This is a genomic window from Streptomyces sp. NPDC051064, assembly GCF_044455985.1.
GTDB lineage: Bacteria > Actinomycetota > Actinomycetes > Streptomycetales > Streptomycetaceae > Streptomyces.
On sequence record NZ_JBITFK010000009.1, the window covers coordinates 56,649 to 69,434 of the forward strand.

Below are 12,786 nucleotides of genomic sequence, written 5' to 3' on the forward strand. Positions count from 1 at the left end.
AGAGAGGTCAGGCACTCCTCCGACGCGCCCCCGGCGCCGAAAGCCGCTGGCGCGGCCCCCAGGCATCCGAAGTCTCGAACCGGGCAATTGGACCGGTTGAGCGACACACGCCGGCCCCCGGCCGACCCCCCGTAACACCTCAGCTTACGAGTTGGTGCGTGATAGCGGATGGGCCGGTTGCGGTGTTCGTGCTGTTGACTGGCATGATCTGGGCGTGGCGATCATGGCCAATCGGGCGGTCCTTGCACCTCGGCTGTCACCGGCGTCTCCCGGCGCCATCTGGTGCGTTTGATCGAGGAGTTGGCCCAGCCCTGGCAGGCCTGCGTTGAAGGACGGCGGCATGCCGCTCGAGGCGGAGAGCGCAAGCGGGCTACGGGGGCCGGTGCCCGGCACCAGTTGGTCTTTGTCGGCCGGCTGGTGGCCACGCTGATCCATCTGCGGCACGACCTCCCGCACGCCGTGCTGGGCCTGCTGTTCGGTGTCGACCGGCAGGGACGCACCCCATGGACCGACGCCCTGCGGCCTGGACGAATACATGATGCGACCGCCGCACGCAACGAAGGACCGCCGCGACCGCCTGCCGCCACCTATCGGGCCATCGCCGGCCTCGTCTCCGACCTCACCGCAAGAATCTGAACGACAGTCCCACAGCAGGTCAGCACGGCCCATCCGCTATCACGCACCAACTCGTTAGAACGGGAGTAGCTCTGGAAGTCGATGGCGCACACGGCCGGCGCCTCCTCCCGGCCCCGCCAATTCCCCCATAGCTGTTCAGAGGAATGCCCCTTTGACGCCGTGCCCCAGTGGATTCGGGGCTTCTGCTCCTGCGCGACCTGCGAGAACTACACCCCGGCGCCGTCGGCAACTCCCTGTAGTGGCAAATGCTGTCCCAGGCCGCGCAGGCGGCCAGGGGCACCCGGCTGGAGGAATGGGCCGCCTATGACCGATCGAAGGCTATAGGAGCCGAGGTCCACATCAGGTGCGGGCCCCGTTGTGCGCTCGGTGTGCAGTGCAAGGTTGCTCCGATGATCAGTGACCGTCCAGACCTTTTCCTGGGCAGGACTCGGTTGGACGTCCGGCTTGGGGGGCCTTTCCGGCTGCTCAGCACCGCCTCGCGCACCGCGTGCAAGCCAGTCAGATCGCCCGGTGGGGCCCGCAGATACCACGGGCCGGCGAAGCCGACAGCGGGGCGCCCCCCACACGCGTCAGGTGACCCACCGGCGCGGGTCCGCTGATACGTCGGCGCCTCGTACCGCGAAGTACAGCGGCCTCGCCCGGGACCAGGAGTGTGTCTGCGCTGATGATCGCAGTGGCCAGGGACCTCGGGACAACTCTCAGGACGAGCCCGGGGCCGAGGGCGCGCGCCCGAGTGCCTGGGCACGGAACGCCGCCGGGGTCGCGCCCGTCCGCAGCCGGAAGAACTTGGTGAAGTCACTCGCGTCCACGAAGCCCAGCCTCCCGGCGACCTCCTTCGCCGGGAGGCGGCTGTGCTGGAGGAGGCGCTTGGCCTCCAGCAGCACTCGCTCGTCGACGAACTGCTTCGCCCCGGCCCCCGTCACCGCACGGGTCGCGCGGGTCAGGGTGCGGGTGCTGTAGCCGAGCGCCGCCGCGTAGTCCTCGACCCGCCGGGTCGTCGTGTAGTCGCGCTCCACCGCGTCGTGAAACCTGCGGAACGCCTCGCTCACCGGGCCAGGCGGTGGTGCCGTGCCCCGCACTGTCGCGAGCCGCAGGGCCAGCACCGACACCAGGTGTCGCAACACTTCGACGTGCGAATCGAGGGGCAAGGTGGCCATCGCGGCGTACTCGTACGCGAGGTGGTCCAGGGCGCGGCCCAGCGCCTCCGCGTCTGTTCCGACGGGCAGCAGCGGTTCCTGCTGGTAAGGGGGGTCCATGCGCGCGGCGGCCACGGTCGCCGGGGGCAGGAAGCCACGCTGGAACAGGACCATCACCCCGTCCGCCGCCACGAGGTCCGAGCCGAACCGCTGCACCTGCCCGGGCCGGATCCAGAGCCAGGAGCCGGGCGGCAGATCGTGTTCGACGAAGTCCACCGCCATCCGCAGCGGGCGGGCGCGGACCGCGATCAGCTGGTGGAAGGCCGGACGCAGCGGGGCGTACGGGTCGTTGCCGTGCCGCCGGGACCGCTCGTAGAGGCCGGCCAGTTCCATCACCTCGACGCCGGTGGGCGCACCCACCGTCGCTGTGTAGTCCAGATCCCTGACCTCAGGGTGTCCGTTTCTTCCCATCGTGAGTCCCGAGCGTACCGCTGCCCCTCCCGAACTGCCTACTAGCGTGGAAAACACCGACCACGCAGGAATTCGCGCAGGTCACCGAGGGCATGAGGAGTGAGCAGTGCGGCTGATCGTGGGCATGACGGGGGCGACAGGGGCCGCAATCGGCGTGCGGTTGCTGGAGAATCTGGCTGAGTTGCCGGACGTCGAGACCCATCTCGTCCTGTCCCGCTGGGCGCGCGCCACGATCGAGCTGGAGACCGGTCGTCCGGTGGCCGAGGTGAACGCGCTCGCGGACGTGGTGCACAGCCCGGACGACCAGGGGGCGACCATCTCCTCCGGTTCGTTCCGCACGGATGGCATGGTCATCGTGCCCTGTTCCATGAAGACCCTGGCGGGCGTCCGGGCCGGTTACGCGGAAGGGCTGGTGGCCCGCGCCGCCGACGTCGTCCTCAAGGAGCGGCGCAGGCTGGTCCTGGTGCCGCGCGAGACGCCGCTGAGCGAGATCCACCTGGAGAACATGCTCGCGCTGGCCCGGCAGGGCGTGCGGATCGTGCCGCCGATGCCCGCCTTCTACAACCACCCCCGGTCTGTCGACGACATCGTCGACCACATCACCGCGCGCATCCTCGACCAGTTCGACCTGTCAGCCCTGGCCGCCAGGCGCTGGGAAGGCATGCGCGCGGCCCGCGCCGCCGCGTCGCACACCGCTCCCTGAGGCCGCCCAGCTCTCACGCCGAGCCCTCCCCTTACGAAGTCATCCACCGACCACTGCTTTGGAGCCCTCATGCCCTACGACGATCTGCGCAGTTTCCTCGCCACGCTGGAGAAGGAGGGACAGCTGCTGCGCATCAACGAAGAAGTGCTGCCCGAGCCCGACCTGGCGGCGGCGGCCAATGCCACGGGACGCATCGGGGAGAACGCCCCGGCCCTGTACTTCGACAACGTCACCGGCTTCACCGACGCCCGCATCGCCATGAACGTGCACGGTTCCTGGGCCAACCACGCCCTGGCACTCGGCCTGCCGAAGAACACACCGGTGAAGGAGCAGGTGGAGACGTTCGCCGCCCGCTGGGACGCCTTCCCCGTGGCCCCCGAGCGCCGCGAGGACGCCCCCTGGCGCGAGAACACTCAGGAGGGCGCGGACGTCGACCTGTTCTCCGTGCTGCCCCTGTTCCGCCTCAATGACGGCGACGGCGGCTTCTACCTCGACAAGGCCGCCGTCGTCTCCCGCGACCCGGAGGCCCCGGACGACTTCGGCAAGCAGAACGTCGGGACCTACCGCATCGAGGTCATCAGCGCCAACCGGCTGGCCTTCCAGCCCGTCCCGATGCACGACATCGCCCAGCACCTACGCAAGGCGGAGGAAAAGGGCGAGGACCTGCCGATCGCGATCACCCTCGGCAACGACCCGGTGATCACCGTGGTGGCCGGCATGCCGATGGCGTACGACCAGAGCGAGTACGAGATGGCAGGCGCACTGCGCGGCGCTCCGGCCCCCATCGCCACCGCGCCGCTGACCGGCTTCGACGTGCCGTGGGGCAGCGAGGTCGTCATCGAGGGCGTCATCGAGTCCCGCAAGCGACAGATCGAGGGCCCGTTCGGCGAGTTCACCGGCCACTACTCGGGCGGGCGCCGTATGCCGGTCATCCGCGTGGACCGGGTCTCCTACCGCACCGACCCCATCTTCGAATCCCTCTACCTGGGCATGCCGTGGACCGAGGTCGACTATCTGGTGGGGCCCAACACCTGCGTCCCGCTGCTGAAGCAGCTCCGCGCCGAGTTCCCCGAGGTGCAGGCCGTCAACGCCATGTACACGCACGGCCTGATGGTCATCATCTCCACCGCCAAGCGGTACGGCGGTTTCGCCAAGGCCGTCGGGATGCGGGCGATGACCACCCCGCACGGCCTGGGCTACGTGGCCCAGGTGATCCTGGTGGACGAGGACGTCGACCCCTTCAACCTGCCGCAGGTGCTCTGGTCCATGTCGGCCAAGGTCAACCCCAAGGACGACGTGGTCATCATCCCCAACCTGTCCGTGCTGGAGCTGGCGCCCGCCGCGCAGCCGGCCGGCATCACCAGCAAGATGATCATCGACGCCACGACGCCGGTCGCCCCCGACGTGCGCGGAAACTTCTCCACGCCGGCCAAGGACCTGCCGGAGACCAAGGAGTGGGCGGCAAAGCTCCAGAAGCTGATCACGGACCGCGGCTGAGCCGCACGGCCCACCGACCCCTGTCTCCCCTCCCCCGGAAGGACCTGTTGTGAACTCCCCCGTCATCTGCCCCCGTTGTGCCTTCGAGACGGTCACCCAGCTCGCCACCTCGCCCGTGCCCAGCGTCTGGGACGTGCTCCAGTGCCAGCAGTGCCTCTACACGTGGCGCACCAGCGAACCGGCCCGGCGCACCCGGCGCGACGCCTATCCGGAGCAGTTCAAGATGACCCTCGCGGACATCGAGAACGCCATCGAGGTCCCGGCGGTCCCGCCGCTGCGCACCGCGGGCTGACGGGTCGGAGCGACCGGTGCCCGTCTCTTCGGACATCTCCCCCCTCCCCCCGTAAAGCTCTCACCCACCAACGCCCCGGACACACAGCCAGGTTGTAGGGACTCACTCTGTCACTCAGGCGGTGCATTGTGCCGGGGCAATTGTCCGGGCCTACCTCGGTCGCGTCATCACTCACGTGGCCGGGCGTCGATGGCGCCCCCTGAGTCTGCGCGCGACTACGAGACCCTCGACGCCGGCTCCGGAGCCATGATCCACATCGCTTCGATCGACAACCTCGCAAAGCACATAACGGACGAAACCACCACCAACCTGGCGAGGGGTCTACTAGGGCATAAGCAGCAATTCGACTCCATCGAACGCCCTCTGAAAGAAGTATGCGCGTGCCGACGCCGTCCGCGTGATCTGAGGACGGGATGGCGTGCGATGTCCATCGCCGTGCCGGCCGGCGTCAGCCGCTGATGCTGGGAGCACCGGTCTCCAGGTGGCCGGTGAACCTGCGGGACCACGTGGCGTCGGAGTCGACCGTGACGGTGAAGTCGTACCAGCCGTTCTGGTAGGCGACAGCGTTGAAGAAATCATCCATCGAGGAGTCGGCCACGACGGTGTAGGTCCATGGGCCGTCGGCGCGGTAGTGGTTGGAGGTGATGGTGAACTTCACCGGGACTGAGCCGGAGTTGGCCAGCTTGAAGTAGAGGGCGAGCTTGCCGGTGCCGGGCTCCGTGGCGTACCGGGTGCTGACCTCCACCGACTTGCCCGCCTTGGTGGCGTCGCCCAGAAAGCGGCGCAGAAAACGGTTGGGGCCGACCATGGTGAGGTCGTACTTCCCGTCTCCGGAGCCCGCGCCGATATTGAAGAAGTCGGTGGCGGTGCCTCCGGCGTCCACCGTGTACTGCCACGGCGTGGTGTCGCGGTAGGCGTTGGGGTGGATGGAGAAGTGGGCCGCCCGCGAGGCCGGCGTGCCCTGGTTCGCCATGGTGAACCAGGCGAGGATCTTCCCGGAGGCTCCGAACTCCAGACGGTCCATGTACCCGTTGGGCTGGTAGGGCAGCGCCCGGGACGGACGGCTACCGGACTCCTGCTTGGGCAGGGCGTTGGTTGTCGGAACGGGGTTGGGCAGCGGGCCGCACGTCGAGGATCCGATGACACTCGTCGTGGGGAGGGAGACGGCGCCGTAGATCGGGTGGGCGAAGTCGAAGACTCCGGTCAGGTCTCCGCTCACCTTCCGCCGCCAGGCGCTGATGTTGGGACAGGCTGCCGACTTGCCGAGAGCGGACGTCCACGTCTCCAGGAAACGGAGGACCGACGTGTGCTCGAAGACCTCCGAGGAGACCCATCCACCGCGTGTCCACGGCGAGATGACGGTCATCGGGACGCGGAAGCCGAAACCGTACGGCACGCCGTTCAGGAATTCGCCTGCGGTGCCGGCGGGCGGTGCCGGAGGCGGCACGTGGTCGAAGCAGCCGTCGTTCTCGTCGTAGTTGAGGAACAAGACCGTGGCGTCGAAGACGTCCGGGCTCGCCGCGAGGGCCCGATAGACCAGGTCGACGAAGTGGGCGCCGTCGCCGGGCGGGGCGTAGGGGTGCTCGGAGAACGCCTGATTCGGGACCACCCAGGAGACCTGCGGCAGTGTGCCCGCGAGAACGTCCGCTTTGATGGCGGCGGCTATGTCGTCCGGGGTGGAACCGGTGACCTTCGGGACAGAGGACATGCCCCGGTCGTACAGCGGATCGCCGGCCTTGGCGGTCGCGAAGGTCTTGAAGTAGGCGCAGCCGTTGTCCCCGTAGTTGTCCTGGGCGTTCTGGTAGACCTTCCAGGTCACTCCGGCCGTCTGCAGGGCCTGGGCGTAGTTCTGCCACGTCAGGCCCGACTCGTCCCCGCCATCGTAGCTGGAGGCGTCGACCTTGCCGCTCCACAGGTAGGTGCGGTTGGGGCCGGTGGCGCTGAGGGTGGAACAGAAGTAGGCGTCGCACACCGTGTAGGCGTCGGCGAGCGCGTAGTGGAAGGGAAGGTCCGAGCGGTCGAGGTAGCCGAGTGAGCGGACGCTGCCGACGCCGGAGACCCAGTTGTCCATACGGCCCTTGTTCCACGCGGAGTGCTGGGAGGACCAGGAGTGCGGCAGATCGCCGTTACACTGCGCCAGGATCTCGCCGTCCTGGCCGCCGGCGGCCGGGGTCGCACTCAGCTTCCAGGGGTACTGGCCCCCGGTGCCGTAGGGCTGGTCGAAGACGGAACGGTTGCCCTTGACGGTGATGCCGCTGCGGTCGTCGAAGCCGCGCACGCCCTTCAGCCGTCCGAAGTAGTGGTCGAAACTGCGGTTCTCCTGCATCAGGATCACCACGTGACGCACGTCCTTGATCGTGCCCGTGGAAGTGGTGCCGGCCGCCACGGCCGGACGCGATCCCGCACCCAGCGTCACGCCGGCCGCCACGGAGGCGCCGAGTCCCACGAAGCCCCTACGGCTGATCGGTGTCATTCGCCCTGCCCTCGTCGTCGCGAGTGCCCCTGAGGCACGCTGCGCGCAAGGGTGCACGAGCCGGAGGGACACTACCGGACCAGCGGATGATCCCCAGGTGAACGGCCCCAGGCCCGCCGGTGCGCGGAGGTGGCATGCCGTCAGGCAATCCTGATGCGCCCTCGCCCGATGGAGGGCGTGCCCCCGCAACCGTGGAGGTGCGAAAAATCAGGACCATGCGCGCGAGCCCAGGCTCCGCTGACTCCTGACAGAAAGCCGAGTGCGACGAGGAGGTGAGTAGATCGTGGCGGAACCGCTGAGCTTCGGCCGTGACCTCGGCATCGAGCCGCGAGAAGTCGGCGAACTCCACATCGGAGAAGGCGATATGCAGGCCATGACCGCGCCGGCCCCCGCCGCTGAAGTAGGCATGCCCCAGCGCGCGGGCAAAGATCACCATCTGCTGCTCGCCCGCGCTGACGTCCCGAGCGGCGAACAGTTCACGGGCCACCTCTCCCGGCAGGAACTGGCGGGTGATCAGGGCGGTCAGCAGCAGCCCTGTCACCGCTGCTGAACACGAGTCTTCACTGAGGCGGGGCACTCGGATGAGTCAGCGCAAAGGCCAGCCAGGCGAGGGCGCAGACGCCGGCCGACAGCAGCAACAACCATCCCGTGTCGGCGGCTGCTGCGGCGCCCATGAGGGCGGCCCCGAGGGTGGCGCCGACCTGGCGCACGGCGTTGAGCAGGCCACCGGCCGCGCCGGTCGTGCCGGACGGGGCGGCGCTGATGATGGCCGCGACGAGGGCCGGTAGAACGGAGGAGATGCCGAAGCCGGTGAGCAGCAGACCCAGCGCGAGCCAGTGATAGGCGCCTTCGGCCAAGACCGTGCGGGCGAGGACCGTGCTGCCCGCGGTTAAGAGTGCCAGCCCGGCAAGGATCGGGCGACGGGGGCCTGTCCGGGCCACGATCTTGCCGGTCAGCGGCGGATTGGCGGCGAAGGGGACGGTCAGCGGCAGGAACGCCAGCCCCGCATCCAAGGCGCTCAGGTGCCGCTCGCGCTGCAGTAGCAGGGGCAGTACGAACAGGGCGCCGGCCAGGGTGAAGTTGGCGATCGCGGCAGCCAGCAGGCCAGCACGTACCCGGGCCGAGCGGAGCAACACCTGGTTGATGACCGGCGCCGGGCTTCGGCGTTCGAGCATAGAAAACGTCAGTACCGCTGTCACGAGTCCGGCCGACGACCAAACGGTATGGGTCCAGGCTCGGGCGCCCGCGGCGATCAGGGCGTCCGTGAGCAGCGCCAGCAGGTCGTGGTCTGGTTCACGGCGTACCACTTTCGTCGCCACCGGGCTCCGCCGGTGCCGCGGCCTGTGGCCGGGACGTAGGATCGATTGCCGATATCGGTTTCGTCACTGCCGGAGGTGGACGGTGCGGGAGTTCCAGCGGGGCGCGGTGCGGCTGCACATCCTTCATCACGCCGCCGAGGAGGAAATCCACGGCGCGTGGATGACCGAGGAACTGGCCTCTCACGGCTACCAGATCAGCCCCGGCACCCTGTATCCCACGCTGCACCGACTGGAGGCGGACGGACTGCTGGTCTCCGAGCAACGGGTGGTCGACGGCCGCACTCGGCGCGTCTACAAGGCGACCGAAGCCGGGGAGCAGGCCCTGGCCGAGGACCGGCGGGCACTCAGGGAGCTGGCCCGTGAGGTTCTGGGCGACGAGGCGCCGTAGCGTACTGGCACGGTCCACGGCATGCTGGATTTCCGTATCAGGAGCGGCGCGGAGTCACCAGGCCGGATTCGTAGGCGAGGACCACGAGCTGGGCGCGGTCGCGGGCGTGGAGCTTGGCCATGGCCCGGTTGATGTGGGTCTTGGCGGTCGCCGGGCTGATGACCAGGCGGTCGGCGATCTCGTCGTTGGACAGACCGTGTGCGGCCAGGGCGACCGCCTCACGTTCGCGGCTGGTCAGCTCCTGCAGCGCGCTGCCGATGCGGGCGGGCGGCGGCTGGGTGACGTATCGATCGATGAGCTTGCGGGTGATGGCGGGCGCGAGCAGGGCGTCGCCGCGGGCGGCGACGCGTACGGCGTGCAGGAAGTCCTCCGGCAGGATGTCCTTGACCAGGAAGCCTGCGGCGCCGGCGCGCAACGCGTCGAAGACGTACTCATCCATGCCGTAGTTGGTCAGCATGATGACGTGTACGTCGGCCAGGGCCGGGTCCGCGGCGATGCGCCGGGTCGCTTCGATGCCGTCCATGAGAGGCATCTGGATGTCGATGAGAGCGACGTCAGGCAGCCGCTCCTTGACGAGGACCAAGCCCTCTTGGCCATCGGCGGCCTCGGCCACCACCTCGATGTCGTCCTCGAGGTCGAGCAGCGCGCGGAAGCCACTGCGGATGAGCGGCTGGTCATCGATCAGCAGGACCCGGATCACGAGGCTCCGTTCGTGGGGAGTTCGGCCTGGACGGTGAAGCCGCCCGCGCTGAGCGGCTCGGTGCGCAGGCGGCCGCCCAGGGCCGTGACGCGTTCGCGCATGCCGAGCAGCCCGAGCCCGGGCATCGGTGAGGGGTGCAAGGTGGCCTTTCCGTTGTCGTCGACGCGGATGGCGAGAGCGTCCGGCCGGTAGTCGATGAACACTGAGGCAGTGGTTGCCGCGGCGTGCCGGGCGACGTTGGTGAGCGACTCCTGAACGATCCGGTAAGCGGTACGGCTCACTGCGGCGGGCACCGCGTGCGGATGTCCTTCTATCGTCAGCGTCGTCTCCAAGCCGGTCCCTTCGAACCGCTTCACCAGGTCGGGGACGTGGTCAAGTCCGTGCGGCGGGGTGGTGTCGTCGTCGCGCAGCGCCTCGAGGGTCGCGCGCAGCTCCCGGCTCGCTTCCCGGCCGGCTTCCTGGATCGCGAGCAGGGCCTCCGGCACCTGCTCGCCGCGGCGCCGGGCCACGTGGACGGCGACCTCGGACTGCACCTTGATGACCGAGATCTGGTGGGTGAGAGAGTCGTGCAGCTCCCGCGCGATGCGCAGCCGCTCCTCGTCGGCCCGGTGGCGCGCGGTCTCCTCGCGGGTGCGCTCGGCTTCGTCCGCCCGCTGTTCGGCCTGCCGCACCGCCTCCCCGGCGGCGAAAGCGGCGATCAGCCAGGCGAGCTCGAGGGTGTTCCGAGCCTGCGCCACGACTTCGCGCAGGGGCCCATCATTTAGGACCAGCGCCGTGAGGTGGAGCACGGCCAGCAAGCCCACGGAGACAGCCAGGGTGACGGCACGGTGCCCGGCGCGTACCGCGCCATAGACCGCGACCAGGTAGGAGACCGCGAGCACCTCGAATCCGGTCCCCAGGTAGCCCACCGCGCACAGCCCGGTGACGGTCAGGACCACGAGCGGCGCCCGGCGCCGCGCGGCCAGGGCCAGCCCGCCGGCCGCCAGCAGCGCGGAGCCGAGCAGTTCGCGTCCCCCGGACGGGTGCGGCCCGGACAGCCCGGTGCCCAGCAGCAGCGCCGCCACGCCCAGGGCGGTTGCCCAGTCGGTGACTCCGGCCGGAACAGCGAACCGTCCTTTGTCCATGGGTGCACCGTAGCCGGACGCGGTTGTGGGCGAGTCCGGCTCGTGGACGAGCGGTCGGCTACCGCGTGTGCGGTACCCGCGCGTCGCCTGCCGCCGCCGCGGTATACGGATGCCGCGGTGGCGGCAGCGGGAAGTGCCTGCATCTGCTGGACGACCGGCAGGAGGGCCGGCGCGCATGCTCGCAGGGCACATCGAACTTCGGAAGCGGCGACGGAGAACAAGGAGAGCGGCATGAACGCTTCAACAGCATTGCTGGCGGCAGCCGAGGGCGGGATCATCGGCGACGGGCGGACCGGCGCCAACCTGGCCCTCGGAGCGGGGGCGCTCGGGATGGCGATCGGCTGGCTGGCCCTGGCCCGGGCCGGCGGCCGGATCAGCACCGGCAACGCGCGCACCGGTGGGATGGCGGCCATCGCGGTGGGAACGGTCGGCACAGTTCTCGCGGTGCTGCACCTGGCCACCGCCAGCGGCGGCCCCGGCACGGGCAACGGACTCGTCGGCGCCATCGTGGCCGTCCCGCTGGGGCTGGGCGCCGTACTCCTCGGCCGCCGGGCTCTGACCCGCTGCCGCCGCGCCGACCGACCCGCCGATCGGATGACCGTCTGACCGCCACCCGGTCACGACGTGCGTGCGGCCACCGCGCGCCGGACCCCGTAGGCGGCGACACCGACGGCCAGCACCGCAGCCCCGGAGACCACCGAGGACAGAGGGAGGGCGAAGGCCAGGAGCAGGCAGCCGGCCATCCCGACAACCGGGACGACCCGCGCCGGGCGGCCCTCGTCCGGCGCGAGGGTCCAGGCGGAGGCGTTGGCGACGGCGTAGTAGACCAGGACTCCGAAGGAGGAGAACCCGATCGCCCCGCGCAGGTCCCCGGTCGCGGCCACCACGGCCACGACGGCGCCGACGAGGAGCTCGGCGCGGTGCGGAACCTGGAACTTCGGGTGGACGGCGGCCAGGGCGTGCGGCAGGTGCCGGTCGCGGGCCATGGCCAGGGTGGTGCGGGAGACTCCGAGGATCAGCGCGAGCAGTGAGCCGAGCGCGGCAACGGCGGCACCGACGCGGACGACGGGGACGAGCCAGCCGGCGCCCGCGGCCCGGACGGCGTCCGACAGCGGCGCGGCCGCCTCGGCCAGCCTGGCCGGCCCCAGCGCCATCAGAACAGCGACGGAGACGAGGGCGTAGACGACCAGGGTGATACCCAGCGCGATCGGGATCGCCCGCGGAATCGTGCGGGCCGGGTCGCGGACCTCCTCGCCCAGAGTGGCGATGCGCGCGTACCCGGCGAAGGCGAAGAACAGCAGGCCCGCCGCCTGGAGCACCCCACCGGCGGTGGCGTCGGAGCCGACGGCCAGCCGGGCCGCGTCCGCCGCGCCGGAGGTGAGGGCGGCGACCACCACAGCGGCGAGGACCGCCAGGACCACGGCCACGATGACCCGGGTCAGCAGCGCGGACCTCTGCACCCCGGCGTAGTTCACCGCCGTCAGGGCCACCACGGCGGCGACCGCGACGGCGTGCGCCTGGCCGGGCCAGACGTACGAGCCGACGGTGAGCGCCATCGCCGCGCAGGAGGCCGTCTTGCCGACGATGAAGCCCCAGCCCGCCAGGTAGCCCCAGAACTCGCCGAGCCGCTCACGGCCGTAGACGTAGGTGCCTCCCGACGCCGGATACCGGGCCGCGAGCCGCGCGGAGGAGGTGGCGTTGCAGTAGGCGACCACGGCCGCCAGGGCCAGACCGATCAACAGCCCGGAACCGGCGGCGCGTGCGGCCGGGGCGAGCGCGGCGAAGATTCCGGCGCCGATCATCGACCCCAGACCGATCATGACGGCGTCGGGCACGCCGAGCGTCCGCCGCAACTCCTCCGGGACGCTGTCGGCGGTCGATGGCTTGCTCATGGGCACACTCCTCAGCGACACGACGTCGCATGCCTTACGGCTTCCGATATCGGTAGACGATATATGAGCGCGGGATGAGGCCCATGCCAGAACCCGACACTGCGCGACTCGCATGAACGGTCCTTCGCCCGAGCGAAATCCATGACGGCATCCCG

At 70.0% G+C, this 12,786-nt stretch carries 12 protein-coding genes and 2 pseudogenes; 8 read left to right on the forward strand and 6 right to left on the reverse strand.

Translation table 11 applies throughout. From position 1 onward, the window contains the following. Positions 1–223: 223 nt before the first annotated feature. Positions 224–564: pseudogene (locus ACIBCU_RS29035) on the forward strand (hypothetical protein); the annotation flags it as partial. A gap of 770 nt (positions 565–1,334) precedes the next feature. On the opposite strand, the gene ACIBCU_RS29040 reads toward ACIBCU_RS29035, so the two are convergent. After that, on the reverse strand, positions 1,335–2,192 hold the full coding sequence (locus tag ACIBCU_RS29040) for a helix-turn-helix domain-containing protein (RefSeq protein WP_399235044.1): 858 nt from the start codon (positions 2,190–2,192) through the stop codon (positions 1,335–1,337). 157 nt (positions 2,193–2,349) lie between these two features. Here ACIBCU_RS29040 and ACIBCU_RS29045 point away from each other — a divergent pair, with 157 nt between their 5' ends. The 4 genes and pseudogenes from ACIBCU_RS29045 to ACIBCU_RS29060 form a co-directional block, all read left to right on the forward strand. Continuing rightward, positions 2,350–2,946, forward strand: coding sequence for a non-oxidative hydroxyarylic acid decarboxylases subunit B (locus ACIBCU_RS29045; RefSeq protein WP_399235047.1), 597 nt, complete (start codon positions 2,350–2,352; stop codon positions 2,944–2,946). Between the two features lie 69 nt (positions 2,947–3,015). After that, positions 3,016–4,443 (forward strand): non-oxidative hydroxyarylic acid decarboxylases subunit C, encoded by a 1,428-nt coding sequence (locus tag ACIBCU_RS29050; RefSeq protein ID WP_399235049.1) that lies wholly within the window; start codon positions 3,016–3,018, stop codon positions 4,441–4,443. A gap of 49 nt (positions 4,444–4,492) precedes the next feature. Further along, positions 4,493–4,735, forward strand: a complete 243-nt coding sequence (locus ACIBCU_RS29055) for a non-oxidative hydroxyarylic acid decarboxylases subunit D (protein WP_362930799.1) — start codon at positions 4,493–4,495, stop codon at positions 4,733–4,735. Between the two features lie 207 nt (positions 4,736–4,942). Beyond that, positions 4,943–5,063: pseudogene (locus ACIBCU_RS29060) on the forward strand (IS5/IS1182 family transposase); the annotation flags it as partial. 120 nt (positions 5,064–5,183) lie between these two features. On the opposite strand, the gene ACIBCU_RS29065 reads toward ACIBCU_RS29060, so the two are convergent. Further along, entirely contained in the window at positions 5,184–7,208 is a 2,025-nt protein-coding gene (locus ACIBCU_RS29065) for a phosphocholine-specific phospholipase C (protein WP_399235052.1), read from the reverse strand. A 283-nt stretch (positions 7,209–7,491) separates the two neighbouring features. On the opposite strand from ACIBCU_RS29065, the gene ACIBCU_RS29070 reads away from it, so the two are divergent. Beyond that, complete coding sequence (locus tag ACIBCU_RS29070) at positions 7,492–7,758, forward strand: hypothetical protein (protein ID WP_399235054.1); 267 nt, start codon at positions 7,492–7,494, stop codon at positions 7,756–7,758. Positions 7,759–7,768: 10 nt separating this feature from the next. Here ACIBCU_RS29070 and ACIBCU_RS29075 read toward each other — a convergent pair whose 3' ends face one another. Further along, positions 7,769–8,527: an MFS transporter gene (locus ACIBCU_RS29075; protein ID WP_399235056.1), complete on the reverse strand. Its 759-nt coding sequence runs from the start codon at positions 8,525–8,527 to the stop codon at positions 7,769–7,771. An 82-nt stretch (positions 8,528–8,609) separates the two neighbouring features. On the opposite strand from ACIBCU_RS29075, the gene ACIBCU_RS29080 reads away from it, so the two are divergent. After that, a complete protein-coding gene (locus ACIBCU_RS29080; RefSeq protein WP_399235058.1) occupies positions 8,610–8,915 on the forward strand; it encodes a PadR family transcriptional regulator in 306 nt (101 codons plus the stop codon). A 37-nt stretch (positions 8,916–8,952) separates the two neighbouring features. Here the strand turns inward: ACIBCU_RS29080 and ACIBCU_RS29085 are convergent, their stop codons facing one another. Both ACIBCU_RS29085 and ACIBCU_RS29090 read right to left on the reverse strand, forming a co-directional pair. After that, a complete protein-coding gene (locus ACIBCU_RS29085) occupies positions 8,953–9,615 on the reverse strand; it encodes a response regulator (protein ID WP_399235060.1) in 663 nt (220 codons plus the stop codon). After that, the gene (locus tag ACIBCU_RS29090) at positions 9,612–10,739 is read right to left on the reverse strand and encodes a sensor histidine kinase (protein ID WP_399235063.1); all 1,128 of its coding nucleotides are present in this window, start codon (positions 10,737–10,739) and stop codon (positions 9,612–9,614) included. The genes ACIBCU_RS29085 and ACIBCU_RS29090 overlap by 4 nt, the downstream gene beginning before the upstream one ends. Before the next feature lie 231 nt (positions 10,740–10,970). On the opposite strand from ACIBCU_RS29090, the gene ACIBCU_RS29095 reads away from it, so the two are divergent. Then, positions 10,971–11,345, forward strand: a complete 375-nt coding sequence (locus ACIBCU_RS29095) for a DUF6223 family protein (RefSeq protein ID WP_399235065.1) — start codon at positions 10,971–10,973, stop codon at positions 11,343–11,345. Positions 11,346–11,356: 11 nt separating this feature from the next. Here ACIBCU_RS29095 and ACIBCU_RS29100 read toward each other — a convergent pair whose 3' ends face one another. Next, positions 11,357–12,631: an APC family permease gene (locus ACIBCU_RS29100; RefSeq protein ID WP_399235067.1), complete on the reverse strand. Its 1,275-nt coding sequence runs from the start codon at positions 12,629–12,631 to the stop codon at positions 11,357–11,359. Positions 12,632–12,786 lie beyond the last annotated feature (155 nt).

Bases quoted from the DNA above. Each gene is read 5' to 3' on its own strand.
- ACIBCU_RS29050 (WP_399235049.1), top strand. From the start codon at position 3,016: ATGCCCTACGACGATCTGCGCAGTTTCCTCGCCACGCTGGAGAAGGAG.
- ACIBCU_RS29065 (WP_399235052.1), bottom strand. From the start codon at position 7,208: ATGACACCGATCAGCCGTAGGGGCTTCGTGGGACTCGGCGCCTCCGTG.
- ACIBCU_RS29100 (WP_399235067.1), bottom strand. From the start codon at position 12,631: ATGAGCAAGCCATCGACCGCCGACAGCGTCCCGGAGGAGTTGCGGCGG.
- ACIBCU_RS29095 (WP_399235065.1), top strand. From the start codon at position 10,971: ATGAACGCTTCAACAGCATTGCTGGCGGCAGCCGAGGGCGGGATCATC.
- ACIBCU_RS29090 (WP_399235063.1), bottom strand. From the start codon at position 10,739: ATGGACAAAGGACGGTTCGCTGTTCCGGCCGGAGTCACCGACTGGGCA.